This window comes from Streptomyces sp. NPDC044044, from assembly GCF_056434405.1.
On the sequence record NZ_JBWKFG010000005.1, the window covers coordinates 460,508 to 481,663 of the forward strand.

Annotated in this window: 20 protein-coding genes; 7 read left to right on the forward strand and 13 right to left on the reverse strand. The window is 71.4% G+C overall.

The window, feature by feature from the left end; translation table 11 throughout:
- Window position 1: 1 nt before the first annotated feature.
- The 5 genes from AC07AG_RS21380 to acpS are packed head-to-tail and all read right to left on the reverse strand — an operon-like array spanning window position 2 to window position 3,867.
- Complete coding sequence (locus AC07AG_RS21380) at window positions 2-1,303, reverse strand: beta-ketoacyl-[acyl-carrier-protein] synthase family protein (protein ID WP_478756696.1); 1,302 nt, start codon at window positions 1,301-1,303, stop codon at window positions 2-4.
- Entirely contained in the window at window positions 1,300-1,683 is a 384-nt protein-coding gene (locus AC07AG_RS21385; protein ID WP_361049263.1) for a 3-hydroxyacyl-ACP dehydratase FabZ family protein, read from the reverse strand. Before AC07AG_RS21385 ends, AC07AG_RS21380 begins: the two co-directional genes overlap by 4 nt.
- Complete coding sequence (locus AC07AG_RS21390; RefSeq protein WP_478756698.1) at window positions 1,680-3,017, reverse strand: beta-ketoacyl-[acyl-carrier-protein] synthase family protein; 1,338 nt, start codon at window positions 3,015-3,017, stop codon at window positions 1,680-1,682. The genes AC07AG_RS21385 and AC07AG_RS21390 overlap by 4 nt, the downstream gene beginning before the upstream one ends.
- Window positions 3,014-3,475, reverse strand: coding sequence for a hotdog domain-containing protein (locus AC07AG_RS21395; protein WP_478756699.1), 462 nt, complete (start codon window positions 3,473-3,475; stop codon window positions 3,014-3,016). Before AC07AG_RS21395 ends, AC07AG_RS21390 begins: the two co-directional genes overlap by 4 nt.
- 2 nt (window positions 3,476-3,477) lie before the next feature.
- Complete coding sequence (gene acpS, locus AC07AG_RS21400) at window positions 3,478-3,867, reverse strand: holo-ACP synthase (RefSeq protein WP_361049269.1); 390 nt, start codon at window positions 3,865-3,867, stop codon at window positions 3,478-3,480.
- A gap of 151 nt (window positions 3,868-4,018) precedes the next feature.
- Here acpS and AC07AG_RS21405 point away from each other — a divergent pair, with 151 nt between their 5' ends.
- A complete protein-coding gene (locus AC07AG_RS21405; protein ID WP_478756701.1) occupies window positions 4,019-4,690 on the forward strand; it encodes a MerR family transcriptional regulator in 672 nt (223 codons plus the stop codon).
- A 51-nt stretch (window positions 4,691-4,741) separates the two neighbouring features.
- On the opposite strand, the gene AC07AG_RS21410 is transcribed toward AC07AG_RS21405, so the two are convergent.
- Window positions 4,742-5,185, reverse strand: coding sequence for a MarR family winged helix-turn-helix transcriptional regulator (locus AC07AG_RS21410; protein ID WP_478757065.1), 444 nt, complete (start codon window positions 5,183-5,185; stop codon window positions 4,742-4,744).
- 175 nt (window positions 5,186-5,360) lie between these two features.
- Here AC07AG_RS21410 and AC07AG_RS21415 point away from each other — a divergent pair, with 175 nt between their 5' ends.
- Window positions 5,361-6,995: a DHA2 family efflux MFS transporter permease subunit gene (locus AC07AG_RS21415; RefSeq protein WP_478756703.1), complete on the forward strand. Its 1,635-nt coding sequence runs from the start codon at window positions 5,361-5,363 to the stop codon at window positions 6,993-6,995.
- On the opposite strand, the gene AC07AG_RS21420 is transcribed toward AC07AG_RS21415, so the two are convergent.
- The 3 genes from AC07AG_RS21420 to AC07AG_RS21430 all read right to left on the reverse strand — a co-directional run bounded on the left by AC07AG_RS21420 (window position 6,968) and on the right by AC07AG_RS21430 (window position 11,211).
- Entirely contained in the window at window positions 6,968-8,881 is a 1,914-nt protein-coding gene (locus AC07AG_RS21420) for a helix-turn-helix domain-containing protein (RefSeq protein ID WP_478756704.1), read from the reverse strand. The genes AC07AG_RS21415 and AC07AG_RS21420 overlap by 28 nt on opposite strands.
- 35 nt (window positions 8,882-8,916) lie before the next feature.
- The gene (locus AC07AG_RS21425; RefSeq protein ID WP_478756706.1) at window positions 8,917-10,317 is read right to left on the reverse strand and encodes an MFS transporter; all 1,401 of its coding nucleotides are present in this window, start codon (window positions 10,315-10,317) and stop codon (window positions 8,917-8,919) included.
- Window positions 10,318-10,404: 87 nt separating this feature from the next.
- Window positions 10,405-11,211, reverse strand: coding sequence for a 3-hydroxybutyrate dehydrogenase (locus AC07AG_RS21430; protein ID WP_478756708.1), 807 nt, complete (start codon window positions 11,209-11,211; stop codon window positions 10,405-10,407).
- Window positions 11,212-11,603: 392 nt separating this feature from the next.
- Between AC07AG_RS21430 and rho the strand changes: the two genes are divergently transcribed.
- Complete coding sequence (gene rho / locus AC07AG_RS21435; RefSeq protein ID WP_478756710.1) at window positions 11,604-12,806, forward strand: transcription termination factor Rho; 1,203 nt, start codon at window positions 11,604-11,606, stop codon at window positions 12,804-12,806.
- 9 nt (window positions 12,807-12,815) lie between these two features.
- Here rho and AC07AG_RS21440 read toward each other — a convergent pair whose 3' ends face one another.
- On the reverse strand, window positions 12,816-14,099 hold the full coding sequence (locus AC07AG_RS21440; RefSeq protein ID WP_478756711.1) for a M6 family metalloprotease domain-containing protein: 1,284 nt from the start codon (window positions 14,097-14,099) through the stop codon (window positions 12,816-12,818).
- Between the two features lie 321 nt (window positions 14,100-14,420).
- On the opposite strand from AC07AG_RS21440, the gene AC07AG_RS21445 reads away from it, so the two are divergent.
- The gene (locus tag AC07AG_RS21445; RefSeq protein WP_249589366.1) at window positions 14,421-15,077 is read left to right on the forward strand and encodes a TetR/AcrR family transcriptional regulator; all 657 of its coding nucleotides are present in this window, start codon (window positions 14,421-14,423) and stop codon (window positions 15,075-15,077) included.
- A 68-nt stretch (window positions 15,078-15,145) separates the two neighbouring features.
- Window positions 15,146-16,660, forward strand: coding sequence for an MFS transporter (locus AC07AG_RS21450; protein WP_478756714.1), 1,515 nt, complete (start codon window positions 15,146-15,148; stop codon window positions 16,658-16,660).
- A 22-nt stretch (window positions 16,661-16,682) separates the two neighbouring features.
- On the opposite strand, the gene AC07AG_RS21455 is transcribed toward AC07AG_RS21450, so the two are convergent.
- Window positions 16,683-17,198 carry a MarR family winged helix-turn-helix transcriptional regulator gene (locus AC07AG_RS21455; RefSeq protein ID WP_361049289.1) on the reverse strand — a complete coding sequence of 172 codons (516 nt, stop codon included), beginning with the start codon at window positions 17,196-17,198 and terminating at the stop codon, window positions 16,683-16,685.
- A gap of 120 nt (window positions 17,199-17,318) precedes the next feature.
- Between AC07AG_RS21455 and AC07AG_RS21460 the strand changes: the two genes are divergently transcribed.
- Window positions 17,319-18,101 carry a dioxygenase family protein gene (locus AC07AG_RS21460; protein ID WP_478756716.1) on the forward strand — a complete coding sequence of 261 codons (783 nt, stop codon included), beginning with the start codon at window positions 17,319-17,321 and terminating at the stop codon, window positions 18,099-18,101.
- Window positions 18,102-18,164: 63 nt separating this feature from the next.
- Here AC07AG_RS21460 and AC07AG_RS21465 read toward each other — a convergent pair whose 3' ends face one another.
- Window positions 18,165-19,196 (reverse strand): questin oxidase family protein, encoded by a 1,032-nt coding sequence (locus AC07AG_RS21465; protein WP_478756718.1) that lies wholly within the window; start codon window positions 19,194-19,196, stop codon window positions 18,165-18,167.
- A gap of 105 nt (window positions 19,197-19,301) precedes the next feature.
- The gene (locus AC07AG_RS21470; RefSeq protein ID WP_478756719.1) at window positions 19,302-19,832 is read right to left on the reverse strand and encodes an N-acetyltransferase family protein; all 531 of its coding nucleotides are present in this window, start codon (window positions 19,830-19,832) and stop codon (window positions 19,302-19,304) included.
- 184 nt (window positions 19,833-20,016) lie between these two features.
- On the opposite strand from AC07AG_RS21470, the gene AC07AG_RS21475 reads away from it, so the two are divergent.
- Entirely contained in the window at window positions 20,017-21,024 is a 1,008-nt protein-coding gene (locus tag AC07AG_RS21475) for a sigma-70 family RNA polymerase sigma factor (protein ID WP_478756721.1), read from the forward strand.
- The last annotated feature ends 132 nt before the right edge of the window (window positions 21,025-21,156 follow it).

The following is a 21,156-nucleotide window of genomic DNA, read 5'->3' on the forward strand; positions in this document are numbered from 1 at the left end:
GTCAATTCCCCCTGTGAGCCTGCTCGGTGGGGGCGCTCAGCACGAGCGCCGTCTGCTGCCCTTCAAGACCGCGGCCGATCGCCACGGTGTGCCGCACCTGTCCCTCGCGGGCCTGGCCGGCCACCCAGTCCATCCCCGCGCACTCCGGGTCGAGCCGCTCGAGGCCCAGCGTCGGCGGCAGGGCCGAGCCGTCGATCGCCATCGCGCAGACCGCCGCGTTGAGCGCCCCCGCGCCCGCGACGAGGTGCCCGGTCGCCGGTTTGACGCTGCCCGCGGCCGTGGCGGAGTCGTGGCCGAAGACCCGGGTCAGCGCCCGCGCCTCGGTCCGGTCGCCGAGCCGCGTCGCACATCCGTGGGCGGCCACGTAGTCGATGTCGGCGGCGTCCACCTCGGCCTCGCGCAGGGCCCGCAGCACTGCGGCGGCCAGCGGCTCGCCGTCCGGGTGCGGGGTGACCAGGTCGGGGTCCTGGGTCGCGCCGAAGCCGCCGATCTCCGCGTGCACATGGGCGCCGCGGCGGCGCGCGGACTCCCACTCCTCGAGGACCAGGAAGACCGAGCCCTCGCCGAGCACCGAGCCGCTGCGCTCCCGGTCGTACGGACGGAAGGCGCCCGCGCCCGCTTCGTTGTGGGTGGTGAGCACGCCGAGGCCGTCCATCTTGGACATCACCCACCAGGACGCGGCATCGTCGAAGCCACCGGCGATCACCACGTCGGACTCGCCGTGGCGGATCGAGCGGAAGCCCCGGGCCAGCGCCGTCACTCCGGCGTCGGCGGTGCCGTGGTAGTAGGAGTTGGCGCCCTTGAAGCCGTGCGCGTGCGAGAGATGGAAGAGCGATGCGGACTGCAGGCCCTCCACGAAGTACAGCGGATAGAACGCGGACGAGGCGCGCTCGCCGAGCTGCCGCAGATCCGCCCTGCCGTCCTCGCGGCGGCCCGCCAGACTGCCGGTCAGCAGATGCTCCGGGTTGGAGATCTCCTTGTTGCCGCCGACGAACACCCCGGCCCGCTCCGGGTCGTACCCCGCCGCCCCGAGTTCGAGCCCGGCGTCCTCGACGGCCAACGCGGCTCCAGCGATGGCGAGTTGGTCATTGCGCGTGGTCATCCGCAGGGACTTGCGAGGGGCGTACCTGGTCGCCTTGAAGTCCGGCAGCTCGGCGGCGATCCGGGTGGAGAGCGACGCGGGGTCGTACCCCTGGATCGGCCCGATGCCACTGCGCCCGTCGAGCAGCGCCTTCCAGGTCTCGACCCGGCCGTCACCCAGGGCCGTGAGTACTCCGATGCCGGTGACCGCGACCCGCCTCATGCCGTCACCTCGCCCTTTTCCAGGCGGAGTTGGCGGATCGTGGTGATGTCCCGCCCGCCCACGCCGACCGCCGCCTTGAAGGTGACGGACGACTCGGTCGCCTCGGTCACCTTGACGCTGATCTCCAGCCGGTCACCGGGCTCGGCGAAATGGCGGTAGCGAACCCGCCGCGCCTCGGCGAGCACCCAGCGGGAGCCTCGCGGCAGCCGGGGGGCGGCGAGCCGGGCGGCCCGGACGATGTCGTCCAGGATGAGCACGCCGGGCAGGACGGGAAACCGGGGGAAGTGAGTGGCGAAGACGTGCAGGGTGCCGGGGACGTTGCGGACGGCGACCGCCCGGTCGCCCGGTACCACGTCGAGGACCTCGTCGAACGCTGTCATGCTGCCTTTCCTTCGCTCGGTCCCGCACTTGGTCCCGTACTCGGTACTTCGCTCGGTCCCTCGCCCGTCGCGGCCTTGACCACGAAGCAGGCGTTGGTGCCGCCGAACGCGAAGGCGTTGACCAGAGCGGCGCGCACCGGGCGGTGCACGGCCTTGTTCGGCACGTAGTCGAGATCGAGCTTGGGATCGGGACGGTCGAGGTTGATGGTCGGTGGCACCAGGCCCTCTCGGATGGCGCCGAGCGCCGCGATCAGATTGACGCCCGCTGCCGCCGAAGTGAGGTGGCCCGTCATGGACTTGGGGGAGCTCACGCACAGCTCGTGGGCGTGCTTCCCGAAGAGCTTCTTGATGGCGAGGGTCTCGCTGGCGTCATTGCCGGGCGTGGACGTCCCGTGCGCGGCGATGTAGTCGACGCCGTCCGGGCCGATGCCCGACTCCGCCATCGCGTCCCGCATCGCGGAGATCGCGCCGCCGCCGTCCGGCGGTGAGTCGGTGATGCGGTAGGCGTTCAACGTCGAGCCGTAGCCGACGAGTTCGCCATGGATGCGGGCACCGCGAGCCACCGCGCTCTCCCAGTCCTCCAGGACCGCGATGACCGCGCCCTCACCGAGGACGAAGCCGGAGCGGTCGGAGTCGAAGGGGCGCGATGCCCGCTCCGGTTCGTCGTTCCAGCGGTCGGTGATCGCGCCGAGCAGCGAGAAGCCGAGTACGTCCATCCAGGTCGTCAGCGCGTCGAAGCCGCCGGCGAGCATCTGGGTGCACTCACCCTCCTGGATGCGTCGGTAGGCCTCGCCGATGGCGTGCGCGGCACCCGCACAGGCGGTGGAGATGCCGACCATGGGTCCGCGGCAGTTTCCGGCCCCGGCGACGGCGGCGACCCCCACGTTCTGGTTGCGCAGCAGTACGTCACCGGGGGCCTGGCGATACAGATCGTGGTAGTCGCTGGTGCTCAACTGATGCGACATGTCGACCAGTTCCTGGAGCTCCGGCCTGCCGACCGTGCCGGCCACTGCCACCCCGCGGTCGTACGGGTCGGCGGTGTCCCAGCCCTCGCCCGCGTCCGCCAGCGCTTCCTGGGCCGCGGCGAGCGCGAACAGCGCGGCACGCGAGAGGTGGCGTCGCTGCTTGGCGGGTGCCACGCTCCTGGGGTCGAAGCCCTTGACCTGGCCGGCGATCCGTACCGGGAAGGCGGCGGCGTCGAAGGTCTCCAGGGCGCTCACGCCGCTGCGGCCTTCGGCCAGGCCCTGCCAGGTCTCGGCGGCGCTGTTGCCGAGCGGGGTGACGGCGCCGACCCCCGTGATGGCGACCCGCCGCATCGGCTGCGTGCCGTTCATCGGCGACCACCGCCGGCCGGTACCCGGGTGAGGCGTTCCAGCATCCGACGGGTGTCCTCGGGGTCCTCGAGATCCTCGGCGGGCAGCAGGGCGCACATCACGGCCTCGGCCTTCATCACGGTCCTGCCGTTCACCGACGCCGTGCCGGAGAGGACCGCGGTCTCCTCGCCCATGGACTCGACCGTCCCCTCGAGGACCAGGGTGTCGCCGGGGCGCACCGGCTCATGGAAGGAGACCCCGTCCACGGAGAGGAGCGCGGCGCGCTGTCGTACCCCGGTGGTGGCGATGATCAGCCACGTCCCGGCCTGGCAGAGGGCTTCCAGGATCAACGGCTCGGGCATCTGGGGGCCGTTTCCCTCGTGGCGCCAGAAGTCCTCGAGCCAGGAGGTGAGTTTGCGGGCGCTGATGGTGCGCCCCGCATCCCAGGCGTCGATTCGGTCGATCAGATGGAAACGCATCGTCATCCTTCGTCTAGGAACATCACGGCGTGGGCGATGGCGTACTCCCCGCTGTGCGAGAGCGAGAGCTCGACCGAGGAGGCCCCGGCCTTCGCCGCCCGGTCCCCGGCCCCGCCGGACAGGCGCACCCGGGGGCGTCCGAGCGGGGTGTTGACCACCTCCACGTCGGTCCAGCGGGTGCCGGGACCGAGCCCGGTGCCGAGCGCCTTCAGGACGGCTTCCTTGGCGGCGAACCGCGCCGCCAGATGGGCGAGACGATTGCGTTTGGCGGCGCAGTAGGCCCGCTCGCGGCCGGTGAAGATGTCCTCCTCCGCGGCGGGGTTGTCCGCAAGGAGCCTGCGGATCCGGTCCACTTCGACCAGGTCCACCCCGACTGCGATCTGTGTCGCCACGCCACCCATCCCCCGTCATCCGTTCCGGCACTGCACTGAGAGATCCGTGCCGTGGCGTCGCGGATACACCGGCGTGCGGATGTATCCGGCCGCCGTCGTGCGGGATCTGTCATGCGAGGTCGGAGTGCTGGATCGGGCGGAGGTGGGGCAATTGCGCATCGGCGAATTCAGCCGTCGGGTCGGCGTGCCGATACCGACGATCAAGTACTACCTCCGCCAGGGCCTGCTCTCCCCGGGCAGCCTCACCAGCCCCAACCAGGCCACCTACGGCCCCCACCACGAACACCGGCTGCGGCTCGTCCGCGCGCTGAGCGAGTTGGGCGGGGTCCCGCTCGCCCGGGTGCGCGCCGTCCTGGTGGCGATGACGGCGCCGGACGTGACGACCCTCGGTGTGCTCCGCGCGCTTCGTGAGCACGAGCCGGATCCGGAGCCGGAGCCTGAGCACGGCCCCGAGCACGAGCAGGCTCGGACGGTGGTCCTGGAGACCCTCACCCGCCGGGGATGGCTGATCTCTCCGGCCGACCCCGAGGTCCGGAAGCTGATCGCCACGGCCCTCGCCTCGGGGAGCCTGGGCCACGCGGAACTGGCGGTGGAGGCCCTGGACGCCTACGCGGAGGCGAGCGAGCGAGCAGCGCGCGTGGAAGCCCGGTACGTCGCCGACGGCCATGACCCGCGGGAGCGGGCGGAACGGGCGGTGGTGGTCGCACTGCTGGGCGACGCGCTGCAGTCCTCGGTGCGCAGACTGGCACTCGAAGGGGCCATGCGCACCACGCGGACCGGCGGCCCCGCGCCACGGCGGCCGGACCCGAAGGCACGCTCCTGACCGGCAGTCCTGCCGGCCATCCTGCCGTCGGTCCTGCCGTCGGTCCTGCCCTCAGGAACGGGGGCGGTCCCGCTCCGCGAGGTCCGCGTCGATCGCCGTCCGCAGCTGAGCGAGCAACGTCTCGAAGCGGGCGAGGAGTTCGGGCGGGTACTGGGCCATCGTCGCGTCCATGCGCCCCGCGAGCGGCGTGAAGAACTCGTCGGCGCGTTCCCGGATGCCCGGCCGACTGTGCAGCGTGACGACGCGGCGGTCGGTGTGCTCGCGGGTGCGGTCGATGTGGCCCGCGGCTTCGAGGCGGTTCAGGAGCGCGGTGGTGGCCCCCGACGAGAGCAGGATGCGTTCGCTCAGACGGGCCGGGGAGAGCGGGGTGCCGTTGTCCTCGGCGGTGACGATCTCCAGGAGGGCGTCCGCGTCCGTGGAGTGCAGGCCGAGCCAGACGGCGAAGCGGCGGCTGAGCTCGTTGTACCGCTCGCCGTAGCCCCTGAGCCCGTCCATCAGGCGCTCGCGCTGCGCCGTCACCTCGCCGGGTGTCGGTTCCTCCGTCGCCACCGCGCCGCCCTCTCTTCTGCCGGCTGTCGTGCTCGCCGTGCTCGGCGGGCTCGTGCTTTGACAACTTACCGGCCTCAATTTACCTTCACCGTGGAATTACTTCACCATGGAGGTATCAACGATGCGTGACCCGTCCACCACCGCTGCTCCCGCCCGCCGATGGCTCGGCCTCATCGCCATCGCGCTCGGCGTCGCCCTGATCGTGGTCGACACCACGATCGTCAACGTGATCGTCCCCTCGGTCATCGAGGACCTGGACGCGAGCTCCGGCCAGGCGCAGTGGATCCAGGAGTCGTACGCGATCGTCTTCGCGGCGCTGCTCCTGCTGACCGGGCGCCTCGCGGACATCTTCGGCGCCCGCCGGATCTTCGTCGCCGGTGTCGTCGTCTTCGGCGCGACCAGCGTGCTCGCCGGTCTCGCGCCCGGCAGCGGGCCGCTGATCCTGGCCCGCTTCCTGCAGGGCGCGGGCGCCGCGATGATCCTGCCGACCTCGCTCTCCCTGCTGAACGCGACCTTCACCGGCAAGGCGCGCGGCCAGGCCTTCGCCATCTGGGGCTCGACCATCGGGGCTGCCGCCGCGCTCGGCCCGCTGCTCGGCGGCTGGCTGGCCGAACATGTCTCGTGGCGCTGGGCGTTCGGCATCAACGTGCCGCTGTCCGTCCTCGTCGCCGCGGGCGTACTGCTCTACATGGCTCCCTCGCCGCGGACCAAGGGGCGGCTGGACGTGGCCGGTGCGGTGCTCTCCGCACTGGGGCTCGGACTGCTCGCCTTCGGGCTCGTCGAAGGGCGTACGTACGGCTGGATCGTCAGCATCGAGCCGCTGGACGTTCTCGGGGTCAGCTGGGGGAGCGGTCCCTCGCCCGTGCTGGTCGCCCTCGTGCTCTCGGCCGGAACGCTGTTCGCGTTCGTCCGGCGCCAGATCGCGCTCAGCCGGGCCGGTGACTCCGCACGGGTCCTGATGGACGTACGGCTGTTCTCGATCGCCTCGTTCCGCAACGGCAACATCGCGACCCTGATCATCGGCCTCGGAGAGTTCGGCATCGTCGCGGTGCTCCCGCTGTGGCTGCAGTTCACCCTCGGCTACAGCGCCCTGGAGGCCGGGCTCGCCCTGGTGCCCATCGCCATCGGCAGCTTCGTCGCGACCGGCGCCAGTTTCCCGCTGGCCGCCAAGGTCCCGGCGCTCGGGCAGGTGCGCATCGGTCTCGCGCTGGAGGTCGTCGGGCTCGCGGGGGTCGGGTTCATCGCCGCGCCGGACAGTTCGTGGTGGGCGGTCGCCCTGATGCTCTTCCTGTACGGAATCGGCGTCGGGTTCGCCACCGCGCAGGTCACCAATGTGGTCCTCGCCGAGGTGCCGCACGAGAGCGCGGGGCAGGGCTCCGGCATCCAGAGCGCCTTCCGCCAGCTCGGTTCCGCACTCGGGATCGCTGCCCTGACCACCATCTTCTTCACCACCCTCAGCGCGAATCTGCGCGACAGGCTGAGCGATGCCGGGCTGCCGTCCGGGAAGGCCGACCAGCTCACCGGTGCCGTCACCGACAGCGCGGGCGCCGCCATCGGGCCCCTCGCGGACCGCCCGGAGACCGCGTCGTTCGCCGACGCGGCACGCTCGGCGATGACCGACGGGGTCGCGCTCGGCGGCTATGTCGCCGCGGGCTTCGTCGTCCTCGGGCTCGTCGCCACCTTCCTCGTACCGGCCGCCACCGCGACCGGCGAGGAAGCCACCGAGGATCAGGGCGAGGCGGTCGCCCAGGTGTAGGCGTGCAGGCGCAGGGCGAGCTGGATCTCCAGGGAGCGTTCCGGGGACTGCCAGTCGGCGCCGAGCAAGTGGCCGATCCGGTCGAGGCGTTGGACCACGGTGTTCACATGGACGTGGAGCGAGTCCTTCGCCTTGGACTGGCTCATCCCGCAGGCGAAGTAGGCCCGCAGGGTGTGGACGAGCTCAGTGCCGCGCCTGGTGTCGTAGTCCAGGACCGGGCCCAGCGTGCGGCGCACGTACGCGACGAGGTTCGTGTCGTCGCCGAGCAGTACGCCGAGGAAGCCGAGGTCGGGCAGGTCCGCGCCCTGGCCGGTGTGGCCGAGCGCGCGCAGGGCGGACAGACAGCGCAGCGCTTCGGCGTGGGCCTGGGCGAGGGCTTCGGGGCCGGTGGCCGGGCCCGCGGCGCCGACCGTGACCGGGGCCCCGGCGGCCTGGGTGAGTTCGGCGGCGAGCGCGCGGGCGCGGGAGCCGGTGTCGTCGGCCGGGAGCACCAGGACCACGTGCTCGTGGTGCAGGCCCGAAAGGCCGTGGCGGGTGCGGGCGGCGCGGGCGGCCGACGAGAGCAGGAGCCTGCGGGACGCCGCATCGCTGTGGGCGACGAACACCGAGTGGGGCAGGGCCAGATCGACGTCCAGGCGGCGGGCGCGCGCGGCGAGGCGGCCGGGGGTGCCGGACAGGGAGAGCAGGTCGCCGAGGAGTTCGCCGCGTACGCGGTCCTCGGCCTCGGCGGCCGAGCGGCGCAGGAGCAGGAGCAGCGCGGTGACGACCCCGGCGCGCTCGAAGAGACGGCGGTCGGCCTCGCCGAGGTCGGCACGGCCGGTGAGGGCGATGCTGCCCAGGAGCTCCGGGCCGGCGAGGACCGCGCACACCCAGGTGCCGTCGAGGGGGACGGCCCTGCCGCTGGCGCGCGATGCGGCGACGGCCTTGGCCGGGGGCGTACGGGGGTCGGCGTCGACGCGGGCGAGTTCCGTGCCGTCCGCGTCGTGGATGAGGGTGCCGCCGCGCAGGAGCGCGCCGATGGCGGTGGCGACCTCCGCGAAGTCCCCGCCGCGCAGCACGAGATCGGTCAGGCGGTCGTGCGCGTCCTCGGCCCGGAGCATGGCCTCGCTGTGCGCGCGGATGGTCTGCGACGCCTCGTTCAGGTCGACGAGCGCGGCCCTGGTCTCCTCCATGCGGCGCGCGCTGTCGATGGCGATCGCCGCGTGGTCGGCGAGCGAGGAGAGCAGCGCGCCCTCGTCCGGCGTGAAGGCGCGGGCGGTGCGGTCGGCGGCGTACAGGACACCGATGACGTGCGTGCCCTGCCGCAGCGGCACGCCGAGGATGGCGTGCAGGCCTTCCTCCAGTACGGCGCTGTCGATGGTCAGGGTGTGCTGGAAGCGGGTGTCGATCTCGTAGTCGACGGTGGCGTACGGGCGGGCGGTCTGGGCGACGAGACCGCCGAGCCCCTCGCCCATGCCCAGGCGCACGTTCTGGAACGCGGCGGAGACCGAGCCGTCCGTCACGCGCATGTAGGTGTCGCCCGCCACCGGGTCGTTGAGGGAGAGGTACGCGACGTCCGTGCGGAGGAGCAGCTTGGCCCGGTGCACGATGGCGCGCAGCACCGCGTCCAGATCACGGAGGGCCGCGAGGTCGCCCGCGGTGTCGAAGAGGGCGGTGAGCTCGGCCTCCCTGCGCTGGTGCTGGTTCAGGGTGCGGCGCACGCGCAGCGCGGTCTGCGTGGCCTCGTCGACGACGGTGAGCTCGGCGCCGCTCGCCCCGGCCGCGCGGGCCGCGGCGGCCGGCTTGGCGAACTGCTCGGCCGGTGCGTCCCGCGCGAGCAGGTCGAGCAGCTCGCGCAGGGCGACGCACGCCTGCTCCCGGTGGGCGGCGTCTGAGGACCTTGGCATACGACGGGTCGCCTCCGGGAGCGGGATGGTGCGGGTCAGGTCGAGATTGTCGCCGAGGGTGCGGTGGCGGAGGAATCCCCGGGAGCCGCACTCCGCTCGGCGAGCGAGCGGCCCCGGGTCTCCTTCGCCACGAGCACGGTGAGCGTCGTGATCACCACGGTCACGCAGACGTACAGCGCCACCGGTGTCGCGGAGTCGAAGTCCTTGAGCAGCTCGACCGCGATGATCGGCGCGAGCGCGCCGCCGATGATGGACGCGAGCTGCGAGCCCATCGAGGCCCCGGAGTAGCGGACCTTCGTGTCGAACATCTCGGAGATGAAGGCGGCCTGCGGCCCGTACATCGCGCCGTGCAGGAGCAGCCCGACCGTGACCGCCAGGGTGATCACGGCGAAGGACTTGCTGTCGACGAGCGCGAAGAACGCGAACGCCCACGCCGCCATGCCGATCGACCCGATCAGGGTGACGGGCCTGCGCCCGATGCGGTCCGAGAGCGCGCCCCACAGCGGGATCGTCACGAAGTGCACGGCGGAGCCGATGAGCACGGCGTTCAGGGCGGTGCTCTTGGGCAGTTCCAGGTGCACGGTGACGTAGACCAGGACGAAGGCCGTGAGGATGTAGTACGAGACGTTCTCGCCGAGCCGCGTTCCGATGGCGGTCAGGACGCCGCGCCAGTTGTGCCGGAAGACCTCGACGACCGGCGCGTCCTGCTTGGCGGCGGCAGGACCGGCCTTGGCGGCCTCGGCCTCCGCGCGGGCCTGTGCCTCAAGGAACAGCGGGGACTCCGAGACAGAGACCCGTATCCACAGGCCGATGATCACGAGCACGCCGGAGAGCAGGAACGGGATGCGCCAGCCCCAGGCCAGGAACGCCTCGTCGGACTGGACGGCGGCGAGGAGCGCCAGGACGCCGGTGGCCAGGAGGTTGCCGCCGGGGGCACCGGCCTGCGGCCAGGAGGCCCAGAAGCCGCGGTTCTTGTCGTCGCCGTGCTCGGAGACGATCAGGACGGCACCGCCCCACTCGCCGCCGAGCGCGAAGCCCTGGATCAGGCGCAACACCGTGAGCAGGATCGGGGCGCCGACGCCGAGGGTGGCGTGGGTGGGCAGCAGGCCCATCGCGAAGGTGGCGCCGCCCATCATCATCAGGCTGAGCACCAGGAGCTTCTTGCGGCCGATCTTGTCGCCGTAGTGGCCGAAGACGACGCCGCCCAGGGGCCGTGCGGCGAAGCCGACGGCGTAGGTGAGGAAGGACAGGAGCGTGCCGACCAGGGGGTCGCTGTCGGGGAAGAAGAGGGTGTTGAAGACCAGGGCGGCGGCGGAGCCGTAGAGGAAGAAGTCGTACCACTCGATGGTGGTGCCGATGAGGCTGGCGCTGATGATGCGGGCGATACCTGGCGTGCCCGGGGTCTTGCCCTGGGCACGCGGCGTTGCGGCTGCCATGGCGTGATCCGTTTCTCGATGGGGACGTTGCTCGATGGGGGCGTTGCTCGACGGGACGTGAAGTGGGGCTGGGGGAGCGGGGGTTGTTCAGCTGGCGGTCCAGCCGCCGTCCAGGGGCAGCGAGGCACCGGTGACGAAGCCGCTGTGCGGGCCGCAGAGCCAGAGCGCGGCGGCGGCGATCTCCTCGGGCTCGATCAGCCGCTTGGTGGCCGAGCGCCGCAGCAGTACGTCGGTGAGGACCTGCTCGGGGGCGATGCCGTGGGCGGCGGCCTGGGCGCTGATCTGGTCCTCGACCAGGGGCGTGCGGGTGTAGCCGGGGCAGAGGCAGTTGCTGGTGACGCCGTGCGACGCGCCCTCCAGGGCGGTGACCTTGCTCAGGCCCTCCAGGGCGTGCTTGGCGGCGACGTAGGCGGACTTGAAGGGGCTTGCGCGCAGGCCGTGCACGCTGGAGATGTTCACGACGCGGCCCCAGCCGTGGGCGTACATGTGGGGCAGGGTCCGGCGCAGCAGGAGGAACGGCGCGGTGACCATGACCCGCTGGATCAGGTCGAACCGCTCCGGGGGGAACTCCTCGATGGCGGCGACGTGTTGGAGCCCCGCGCTGTTGACGAGGATGTCGGCGCGGGCGGGCAGGGTGTCCACCGCCGCGGGATCGGCGAGGTCCACCGCGTGGGCCTCGCCGTCGATCGCGTCGGCGACGTCCTTGGCCGCGTCGGCGTGCAGATCCACGACGTGGACGAAGGCGCCGGCCCGCGCCAGGGCCACGGCACACGCCCGGCCGATGCCGCTGGCGCCGCCGGTGACCAGGGCGGTGCGTCCGGTGAGGTCGGTTCCTGCGGGGGTTCCGACGGGGGTTCCTGCGGGGTCGGCACCGCGGGGAGTGGGGCTCGTCATGGCCGGAAACGTAAGGGTGCGCCGTGCGGGGTTCCCATGTGTGCGGCCCACATAACCGGGGAGCGCGCCATGTGGGTGGGTGCGGCCGTCGCAGGGGCGGTCCGGGTGTGGTCCAGGTGCGGTCCGGGCAGTTCTCCGGTGACCCACGTCACGCTCGGCGGCCCGCAAGCTGTGCTACCTTGCCAACAGCACGTGTGTACGCCGTCTTCTGCGGCGCCGGTGCCGATCTTCTTCTCTTCCGCCTCACCGAGGCTCCCGCAGCTCCGAAGCTCCGAGACATTCCTGTTTCTCCGAAGCCCTTTGCTGCAGTTCTTTTCTCCGCCCGACGCACGGGACGTGAACACACCGTCCTGCCGGGCCCCTCATTCGCATGTCCGCGAAAGGACCCCATCATGAGTACCGCGACCATCACCCGGAACAAGACCACCACAACCACCACGACCACCGCGACCACCACGGCTCCCGCCGTCGCCGCCTCCGGCATCCTCGATGTGAGTCACAACGCCAACGGCCATCTCCGCACCGGAGATTGCCTCCCCAACCCGAACGACGTACAGGTTCCCTCCACGCTCATCCGCCGACTCGGCCTGCGAGCGGGCGACATGATCCAGGGCACCTGCGGCAAGGCCCGCACCCTCACCTCCGTCGAGCGGGTCAACGGACACTCCGCCGAAGCCCTGCACAGGCGCGCACGGTTCGGTGACCTCACCCCGCTGCACCCCCGCGAGCGGCTTCGTCTGGAGACGCCGGGCGACGGCGGCGCCAGTGTCGCGACCCGGCTCATCGACCTGGTCGCCCCCGTGGGCAAGGGCCAGCGCGGCCTCATCGTCGCGCCGCCCCGCACCGGCAAGACCGTTCTGCTCCAGCAGATCGCCGCCGCCGTCAGCGCGAACCACCCCGAGGCGCACCTCATGGTGGTCCTGCTCGACGAACGGCCCGAAGAGGTCACGGACATGAAGCGTTCCGTACGCGGCGAAGTGCTCGCCTCGACCTTCGACCGGCCCGCCAAGCAGCACATCGCCCTGGCCGAACTCGCCGTCGAGCGCGCCAAGCGGCTCACCGAGGAGGGCAAGGACGTCGTCATGCTCTTCGACTCCCTCACCCGGCTCTGCCGCGCGTACAACAACGCGGCATCCAGCGGCGGCCGCACCCTCTCCGGAGGTGTCGACGCCGCCGCCATCCAGGGCCCCAAGCGCCTCTTCGGTGCCGCGCGGCTCGCGGAGGAGGGCGGGTCCCTGACCATGCTCGCCACCGTGCTCGTGGAGACCGGATCGCGCGCCGACGACTACTACTTCGAGGAGCTCAAGGGCACCGGCAACATGGAGCTGCGCCTCGACCGCGGCATGGCCGAGCGGCGGGTCTTCCCCGCCGTCGACGTCACCCCGTCCAGCACGCGCCGTGACGAACTGCTCGTCCCCGCCGACGAGTTGACCGCCGTACGCGGGCTGCGGCGCGCCCTGCACGGCAGGGACGCGCAGAGCAACCTGGAGGCGATCATCGAGCGCCTGCGCAAGACCCCGGACAACGCCGCCTTCCTGCGCCAGGTGCAGCAGACCGTGCCCGGCGCGGGCTCCTCCAAGGTCAACGGCGGTTGAGCCGCGGCCTCAGGGGCGCGTGACGTGCACCCGGTAGCGGCCCTCCGCGTCGATGTCCGTCACCGTGATGCGCACGCCCGTCCTCTTGTCCGTGAAGGTCTCGCCGGGTTCGTAGGCCGCGTCCGAGAGTTCCGCGTGGACGTTCGGCTGGCGCGTGCAGCCGCCGCTGTCCTTCGTGGAGTCGGAGACGGAGACCGGGCCCTGGCCCGTGTCGACCTCCGCGTCCACCCGGTAGATCAGGACACCGGGCTTGCAGACCGCCTCGTCGTTGCCGCCCTGGGTGCGCACCTCGACGGCGTACCCCTTGGTCGTGCTCAGCGGCACGAAGGCGAGCTTGGTACCGCCGCTCGTCGGCAGCGGGCTCAGTGTGTGCTCGGTGGTGCCCGCGTTCGACGCGCAGCTGATCTGGTCGTCGTCGAGCCAGCCCAGCTTCCACTTGTGCCAGGCCAGCAGGTCGTTGTTGGCGCCCCAGTCCTCGCTCATGATGTCCCAGTGGCCGACCGCGCCGCCGCCCTCCTGCGTGTAGAGGTCGGGCAGGCCGAAGACGTGGCCGTTCTCGTGCGGGAGCACGCGGTAGCCGGTCTCGCGGTAGCTGCCCGAGCCGTCGTCCTGGCGGCTGTAGACGAAGGACGCGTTGGAGACCGGGACGCCGTCCGCCACGGGCGCCTCGGTGTTGCCCGCGAAGGTCACCGAGAGAACCGTGTCGAGCGCGGAAGGGCCCGCGTTCGGCGTGATGAGGATGTTCACCAGGTCGTACTCCCGGAAGTCCACGTCCGGATCGGCCGCCGCCACGATGTCCTGGACCAGATCGCGGTAGCCCGGGTCGAAGGGGGCGCCGCGCTCTATCCCGTACTGCTTGAAGCTCTTGGGCATCCGCAGCCAGTCGGGGATCGGCGATTCGGGGCGGTAGTCGAGGCGCCCGTAGGAGCTGGTGCGGAACCAGTCCGACGTCTGCGGGAAGAACTCCGAGAGGCGGTCGAGTGCGGTGCCCTCGCCGGGTGCGTCGGAGAAGTCGACCATGAGGTTCAGGGCCCGGACGGTGCCGGTGGAGCGGGAGTATCCGGAGGGTGTGGGGACGCCCTCCGACATCTGGACGCCCATCGTGCCATTGATCATGCACGGGCTGAGTGTCGTCGCGCGGGCCAGGGACACGGGGCCCGCCGCCGTGGGGGACTCCTCCATCAGGCGGCCGGTGCTCGCCGATGTGGTGACCGTGAGGGCAAGGACGGCGCACGTGGCGAGTGCCGCGCCACGTCGGGCTGCGCGTATCTGCCTCCAGGTCGGCTGCTGCATGCGTGGGCCTTCCCCTTGCGGCAGCCGCCGGTACTGGCTGCACCCTTTCGATCACCCTGTGCCGGAGGGTGCGCGGGCGCTCGCTGGGTGCGACCGATCGTGGGTTTCTCGCGCACGGAGGCGTGACGCGGGTCACACGAAGAAAGTCGGGTGGCGGGAAATATCCGGGGACTCTCTCCCCGTTTAGACCTGTGTCCGAGCGAAACGGGGAGTGATTCCCCGCATCGCGCATCCGAGGCTCAGGCACCGTCCCGAGACTCGGTCACCAGCTTGATCACCACCTTGATCGTCAGCTTGATCACCACCTTGAGGAGAGCCGCCGTGGAAACCGCCACCGCTGCACAGCGCCGCACGCCCCGCCCGCGGGCCGACGCCCTGCGCAATCGGGAGCGGATCGTCGCCGCCGCACGCGAGATGTTCGTCGAGTTCGGCCCCGATGTGCCGCTCGACGAGGTCGCGCGCCGGGCCGGCGTCGGCAACGCCACGGTCTACCGGCACTTCGCCGACCGTTCCGAACTGGTCCACCAGGTCGTCCTGCTGGTCACCGACCGCGTCTCGGCACACGCCGAGGAAGCGATCACGGCGGCCGACGCGGACCCGAGTGTCGCGTTCGACGCCCTGCGCCGGTTCGTGCACGCCTCCGCCGACGAGCGGATCGGTGCCCTGTGCCCGATGCTCCAGGCGGCCTTCGACCCCGATCACCCGGATCTGGTCGACGCCCGCGAGCGGCTCGAAGCCGTCGTCGACGGGCTCATGCAACGGGCGCGCGCGGCCGGGCAGCTGCGCACCGACATCGCCGTCGGAGACCTGATGGTCGCCCTCTCCCAGCTCACCAGGCCGCTGCCCGGCACCGCGTGCCTGAACATGGACCGTTTCGTCCACCGTCATCTGCAGCTGTTCCTCGACGGCCTGATGGCGCCTGCCCGCTCCGAGCTGCCGGGTGCGTCGGCGACCTTGGAGGATCTCCGCCAGTCCTGAGCCCCGCGCCTCTTCACGTCTTTCTACGTCGCTTTTTTCACCACACGTATCGCTAGGTGGCTACTCCCATGTCAGAAACAGATCCCAGGCGCTGGAAAGCGCTGATCTTCATCGCGCTCGCGCAGCTGATGGTCGTGCTCGACGCGACCATCGTGAACATCGCGCTGCCCTCCGCCCAGCAGGACCTGGGCATCTCGGACGGCAACCGCCAGTGGGTCATCACGGCCTACGCCCTGGCCTTCGGTGGTCTGCTGCTCTTCGGCGGCCGCATAGCCGACCTCTGGGGCCGCAAGCGCACCTTCGTGACCGGCCTGATCGGCTTCGCCGCGGCCTCCGCGCTCGGCGGCGCCGCGACCGGCGAGGCCATGATGCTGGGCGCCCGCGCCCTGCAGGGTGTGTTCGGCGCGCTGCTCGCGCCCGCCGCCCTCTCGCTGCTCGCCGTGATGTTCACCGATGCCAAGGAGCGCGCCAAGGCGTTCGGCATCTACGGTGCGATCGCCGGTGGCGGTGGCGCCGTGGGCCTGATCCTCGGCGGCTTCCTCACCGAGTACCTGAACTGGCGCTGGACGTTCTTCGTGAACATCCCCTTCGCCGTCATCGCCGCGCTCGGCGCCTACTTCGTCATCCGTGAGCCGGCCGGCTCCCGCAACCGCTCGCCGCTCGACATCCCCGGCGTGGTCCTGTCCACCCTCGGTCTCGTCGCGCTCGTCTACGGCTTCACGCGCGCCGAGTCGGCCGGCTGGTCGGACTCCCTGACGATCGGCATGTTCGTCGGCTCCGCCGTCCTGCTCGCCGCGTTCGTCTTCACCGAGGCCAAGGTCAAGTCGCCGCTGCTCCCGCTGCGCGTCCTGACCGAGCGCAACCGCGGTGGCGTCTACCTGTCGCTCGGCCTCGCGATCATCGCGATGTTCGGCCTGTTCCTGTTCCTCACGTACTACCTGCAGATCGTCCAGGGCTACTCGCCGGTGAAGACCGGCTTCGCGTTCCTGCCGATGATCGTCGGCATGATCACGGGCTCCACGCAGATCGGCGCCCGCCTGATGACCCGCGTCCCGCCGCGGCTGCTCATGGGTCCGGGCTTCGTGCTCGCGGCCCTCGGCATGCTGCTCCTGACGCAGTTGGAGGTCGGTTCCTCGTACGCCGGTCTGATCATGCCCGCGCAGCTGATGCTGGGCCTCGGCATGGGTACGGCGTTCATGCCCGCCATGTCGCTGGCCACGCACGGCGTCGAGCCGCGTGACTCCGGTGTCGCCTCCGCGATGGTCAACACCTCGCAGCAGGTCGGCGGCGCCATCGGCACCGCTCTCCTGAACACCATCGCCGCCTCCGCCACGACCGCGTACGTCGCCTCGCACGCCGCGGGCGCGACGACCCCGGCCGCGCAGAAGCTGATGCAGGCCGAGGCCATGGTCGAGGGCTACACCAGCGCCATCTGGTGGGCCGTCGGCATCCTGGCGGCCGCCGCCGCGATCGCCTTCGCGCTCATCAACACCGGCGCCCAGAGCGGCACTCCGGCCGCCTCGGGCCCGGGCGACGCCGAGGGTGTCGAGGACGAGATCCGGATCCCGGTGGTCGCGCACTGACCCCGTCGGTCGACAGGGAGGCCTAGCGGAGCCAGGGCAGGTCCGCCCCCGCCTCCTTCGGCTGAAGTCCCTCGGCGACGATCACCATGATCTCGCCGAGGGACTTCTGCTGTTCCGGGCTGAGCCGGTCGAAGAGGGCCTGGCGCACGGCGGTGACATGGCCGGGCGCGGTGCGGCGCAGGACCTCGTACCCGTCGTCGGTGAGGATCGCGAACTGGCCGCGCTTGTCGGAGGGGCAGTCCTCGCGGCGCACCCAGCCGTTCTTCTCCAGGCGCGCGATCGCGTGCGAGAGACGGGACCGCGTGATCTTGGTGTTCCTGGCCAGCTCGGTCATGCGCAGGCGCCGCCGCGGGGCGACGGAGAGCTGGACGAGGAGGCCGTAGTAGATGTGCGGCATACCGGCGTCGCGCTGCAACTGGCGGTCGAGGTGGTCTTCCAGGAGTGTGGTGGCTTGCAGGTACGCGAGCCAGGTGCGCTGTTCGTCGTCGTCGAGCCAGCGCGGTTCCCCGTCGGGGGGAGAAGTGGGTGCCGTGTCCATGTACTCCACTGTACGCAGCCCTTCCTTGAATCTTAAACAATGCGGGAGTAGGGTCATCCTCGCAGCGAAAGCTTGAGAGTTAAAGCAACTCGTTCCTTGTACGTTCTCGGAGGCGCCGCCATGACCGCAACCCAGGAGCGCATGCCCGCCCTGTACCTCAGCCACGGCGCGCCGCCGCTGGCCGACGACGCGCTCTGGCCGGACCAGCTCCGCGCCTGGTCGGCGGAGCTGCCGCGGCCCAAGGCCATCCTCATGGTCTCCGCCCACTGGGAGGAGGCCCCGCTCGCGCTCGGCGCGACGGAGACGATGCCGCTGGTCTACGACTTCTGGGGCTTCCCCGAGCACTACTACCAGGTCACGTACGCCGCTCCGGGCGCCCCCCAACTGGCCGACTCCGTACGCAAACTGCTGCGCGGGGCAGGTACGCCGGTGCAGGACATCCCGGATCGCGGGCTCGACCACGGAGCGTACGTCCCGCTCGTCGAGATGTATCCCGACGCGGACGTCCCCGTTCTCCAGATCTCCCTGCCGACCCTCGACCCAGGGCGCCTGATGGACATCGGCCGCAAGCTGGCGCCGCTGCGGGACGAGGGCGTGCTGATCGTCGGCAGCGGCTTCTTCACGCACAATCTGGCGGCGCTGCGCCAGGGCGGTACGCCGTCGTGGTCGGTGGAGTTCGACGCGTGGGGGCACGAGGCGCTCGACGCGGGCGACGTGGACGGTCTCCTCGACTTCCGGCACAAGTCCCCGGCGGGCGAGCTCGCACATCCGCGCACGGAGCACTTCGCGCCCCTGTTCGTGACGCTGGGGGCCGCCGAGGCCTCCGGGGACCTCGGCGGGCAGCGGAGTGTGATCGACGGGTTCTGGATGGGGCTGGCCAAGAGGTCGGTGCAGTTCGGCTGAGGCGGGGCGGGGCGAGGCGGGTCGCGGCGCGGCGGGTCGGGTTGGGCCGGGCCGTGCTCGGGCTCAGGCCAGCGGCTCGCTGATCTCGATCGCGCGCAGGGCGGATGCCAGGGCCCGCTCGTCGCCCACGTCCAGTGCCGTGTCGGTGAACTTGATGACGTGCTCGTCGCCGTGCGCCAGGGCCCGCTCGAAGACCTCTTCGGGGGCGAAGGTGCCGGGTGCCGTGTACGCGACCGGGGCGTCCGGGGCGTACATCGAGGTCACGGCGGCCGACGCCGTCCACGCCGCGTGCAGGCTCGGCGCCCACAGGGTGCGGGGCAGTGCGGGCAGGGCGCGCAGCACGGCGTTGGGCGCGGTCGACGCGTGCACCAGCATCGTCTCCTCGCCGTGGCCGTGCGTGGCGTACCGGTGGGTGGCCGCGCGCACCAGCTCGGTGAGCCCGCGGTGCGCCTCGTCCGGGTCGCTCACGCCGGCCGCCCACGCGGGCAGGCCCACGACCCGGCCGAGCCTGGCGGGGAAGCTGCCATCGGCCCTGTCCGGGATCGGCTCGACGGCGTCCAGGGCGGCGGCCGCGGTGCCTCCCCGTTCGTGCGGCAGGAGCTCGACGCCGGTGACGGGGTGGTGGCGGGCGGCCCAGTAGCCGAGGCCATGGGCCAGTTCGGCGAGGCGGGGTCCGGTCTCGTCCCCTCTCAGGAGCGTGCGCACCGCGTGGCCCACGCGGATCACCGGGTGGGTGGAGCCGCCGTACATGCCCGGAAGCAGGAGCGGCCACCACGCGGCGAGGACGTCGCGCCACGGGCGTTCGCCGATCTCCCGGCCGAAGTACGCGATCCAGTCCGCGGCGCGGCGCGGATCGCCGAGGGCCTCGCGCCACGTGTCGCCGGTGATTGTCTCGACCGCGCTCGGGTACTCCTCCAACTTCGGCGCGTACAGCTCGAGCCAGCGGTGGACCGCACCGGAGCGGCCGTGCGCGGCGAGCGCCTCGACGGCCATCGGCGCGTGGTTGGTGAGCCGTCCGAGCCGTTCGGGGCCCGATGCGTGCAGGCGCTGGAGGGCTTCGTCGAGGGTGCCTGAGGTGTCGGCTGTGGCGTCCATGCGGGCACGCTAGGACGGCTGCGCGCGGGGCGTAACGGTCCTGCGGCCTAGGCCGCGCCCTAGGTCAGGGCTTAGGGCGGACCTGGTCAGGACCTAAGACCCGGGTCAGGGCCGGGTGCGCAGGGGACGCTCGTACCAGGCGACGTCCCAGTAGCGGCCGAACTTGCGGCCCACCTCGCGGTACGTGCCGACATGCCGGAAGCCGAAACGTTCGTGGAGGCGTTCCGACGCGTCGTTCGGCTGGGCGATCCCGGCGTAGGCGCGGTGCAGGTCCTCGCCCTCAAGGGCCTCGAAGAGCGCCTTGTAGAGCAGGGTGCCGATGCCACGGCCCGCGGCATCGGCGGCGCAGTAGACGCTGACCTCCACGGAGGTGGCGTACGCGGGCTTCGTTCGGAAAGGACTACTGGTGGCGTATCCGAGGATCAGGCCGGAATCCCGCTCCTGGGCAACCAATAGGCGGTGGGGGCCGTCTTCAGGATGGGAGAGCAGCCAAGGGCGGCGCTCTTCCGGCAGGAAGACGGCCGTGTCGAATGTGATCGCCGTCTCACGTACGTAGTGGTTGTAGATGCCGGTCAGGGCCGCGAGATCAGCCTCCGCGCCCGGCCTGACCTGCACCTCTGTACGTTCCGACGGCATCCGGCCTCCCCTTGTGGCGGCACAGGGTACTGCAACGTCAGGAAAATAGATGCACGGCTTGGGAATTCTGTCCGGATTCCAGTCGTTGTTTCCATCGGAAGCAGGGCACCCGGAAGGGTGTGGTTTCCACCACAGAGGCCCGTGAAAAGGGCCGACCAGGACCTCCACACGCAAGGGAGCACGCATGGCAACCCGTGCCGTCGCCCGTCGTAAGTCCGCCACCTCCGGCGAGACCGACGCGGCACGCAGTGTTCGCGCCGTAGGCGGGGAGATCGCCGACCGCGACCTGGTCGGCATGTACCTCGACGAGATCGCGCGTACGCCGCTGCTCGACGCCGCCAAGGAAGTCGAGCTGTCCCAGATCATCGAGGCCGGTGTGTACGCCCGGAAGATAATCGACGGCGAGGTCGAGAGCTCCGGAGCGGGCGCGAAGGCGTCCCGCGAGGAGCTGGAGGCGCTGGTCGCCGACGGCGAGCGGGCCAAGGACGTCTTCATCCGGTCGAACCTCCGGCTCGTCGTGGCCGTGGCGCGCCGCTATCCGCGCAGTGGTCTGCCGCTGCTCGACCTGATCCAGGAGGGGAACGCGGGCCTGGTCCGCGCGGTCGAGAAGTTCGACTACGCCAAGGGCTTCAAGTTCTCCACGTACGCCACGTGGTGGATCCGCCAGGCCATCACGCGCTCCATAGCCGACCAGTCCCGCACCATCCGGCTGCCCGTCCACCTGGTGGAGGAGCTGGGGCGGATCCGCCGGGTCATGCGCGAGTTCAACCGCAAGCACGGGCGCGACCCGGAGCCGGAAGAGGTCGCCGCCGAGCTGGACTCCACGCCGGCGCGTGTGACGGACGTCCTGGACTGGGCGCGCGACCCGGTCTCGCTGAACATGGGCGTGGACGACAGCGGAGACACGCAATTCGGTGACCTGCTGGAGGACACCTCCGCGGTCTCGCCCGAGCAGTCCGTCCTGACGCTGCTGCGCAGCGAGGAACTGGACGACCTGATCGGCCGCCTCGACCAGCGCACGGCCTCCATCATCAAGATGCGGTACGGCATCGAGGACGGCCGCGAGCGGACGCTGACGGAGGTCGGCAAGCAGCACGGGCTGACGCGGGAGCGGATCCGTCAGATCGAGAAGCATGCGCTTCTCGAGCTGAAGAAGTTGGCTCGGGACACGGGCTTCGACGCGGCGGCCTAGGCCTTGGCGGCCCGCGAAGCCATCCACTAGCTGAGCCCCGGTGCCATCCCCCCCCGGCACCGGGGCTCTTCCCTGCTCCCCTCTCCCGCGCCGCGCGGACGCCCCGGGGGTGTCTCCCGCGCACCGGCGCCC

Bases quoted from the DNA above. Each gene is read 5' to 3' on its own strand.
- AC07AG_RS21380 (WP_478756696.1), bottom strand. From the start codon at position 1,303: ATGAGGCGGGTCGCGGTCACCGGCATCGGAGTACTCACGGCCCTGGGT.
- AC07AG_RS21385 (WP_361049263.1), bottom strand. From the start codon at position 1,683: ATGACAGCGTTCGACGAGGTCCTCGACGTGGTACCGGGCGACCGGGCG.
- AC07AG_RS21390 (WP_478756698.1), bottom strand. From the start codon at position 3,017: ATGAACGGCACGCAGCCGATGCGGCGGGTCGCCATCACGGGGGTCGGC.
- AC07AG_RS21395 (WP_478756699.1), bottom strand. From the start codon at position 3,475: ATGCGTTTCCATCTGATCGACCGAATCGACGCCTGGGATGCGGGGCGC.
- AC07AG_RS21410 (WP_478757065.1), bottom strand. From the start codon at position 5,185: ATGGACGGGCTCAGGGGCTACGGCGAGCGGTACAACGAGCTCAGCCGC.
- AC07AG_RS21415 (WP_478756703.1), top strand. From the start codon at position 5,361: ATGCGTGACCCGTCCACCACCGCTGCTCCCGCCCGCCGATGGCTCGGC.
- AC07AG_RS21420 (WP_478756704.1), bottom strand. From the start codon at position 8,881: ATGCCAAGGTCCTCAGACGCCGCCCACCGGGAGCAGGCGTGCGTCGCC.
- AC07AG_RS21425 (WP_478756706.1), bottom strand. From the start codon at position 10,317: ATGGCAGCCGCAACGCCGCGTGCCCAGGGCAAGACCCCGGGCACGCCA.
- AC07AG_RS21430 (WP_478756708.1), bottom strand. From the start codon at position 11,211: ATGACGAGCCCCACTCCCCGCGGTGCCGACCCCGCAGGAACCCCCGTC.
- rho (WP_478756710.1), top strand. From the start codon at position 11,604: ATGAGTACCGCGACCATCACCCGGAACAAGACCACCACAACCACCACG.
- AC07AG_RS21440 (WP_478756711.1), bottom strand. From the start codon at position 14,099: ATGCAGCAGCCGACCTGGAGGCAGATACGCGCAGCCCGACGTGGCGCG.
- AC07AG_RS21450 (WP_478756714.1), top strand. From the start codon at position 15,146: ATGTCAGAAACAGATCCCAGGCGCTGGAAAGCGCTGATCTTCATCGCG.
- AC07AG_RS21455 (WP_361049289.1), bottom strand. From the start codon at position 17,198: ATGGACACGGCACCCACTTCTCCCCCCGACGGGGAACCGCGCTGGCTC.
- AC07AG_RS21460 (WP_478756716.1), top strand. From the start codon at position 17,319: ATGACCGCAACCCAGGAGCGCATGCCCGCCCTGTACCTCAGCCACGGC.
- AC07AG_RS21465 (WP_478756718.1), bottom strand. From the start codon at position 19,196: ATGGACGCCACAGCCGACACCTCAGGCACCCTCGACGAAGCCCTCCAG.
- AC07AG_RS21470 (WP_478756719.1), bottom strand. From the start codon at position 19,832: ATGCCGTCGGAACGTACAGAGGTGCAGGTCAGGCCGGGCGCGGAGGCT.
- AC07AG_RS21475 (WP_478756721.1), top strand. From the start codon at position 20,017: ATGGCAACCCGTGCCGTCGCCCGTCGTAAGTCCGCCACCTCCGGCGAG.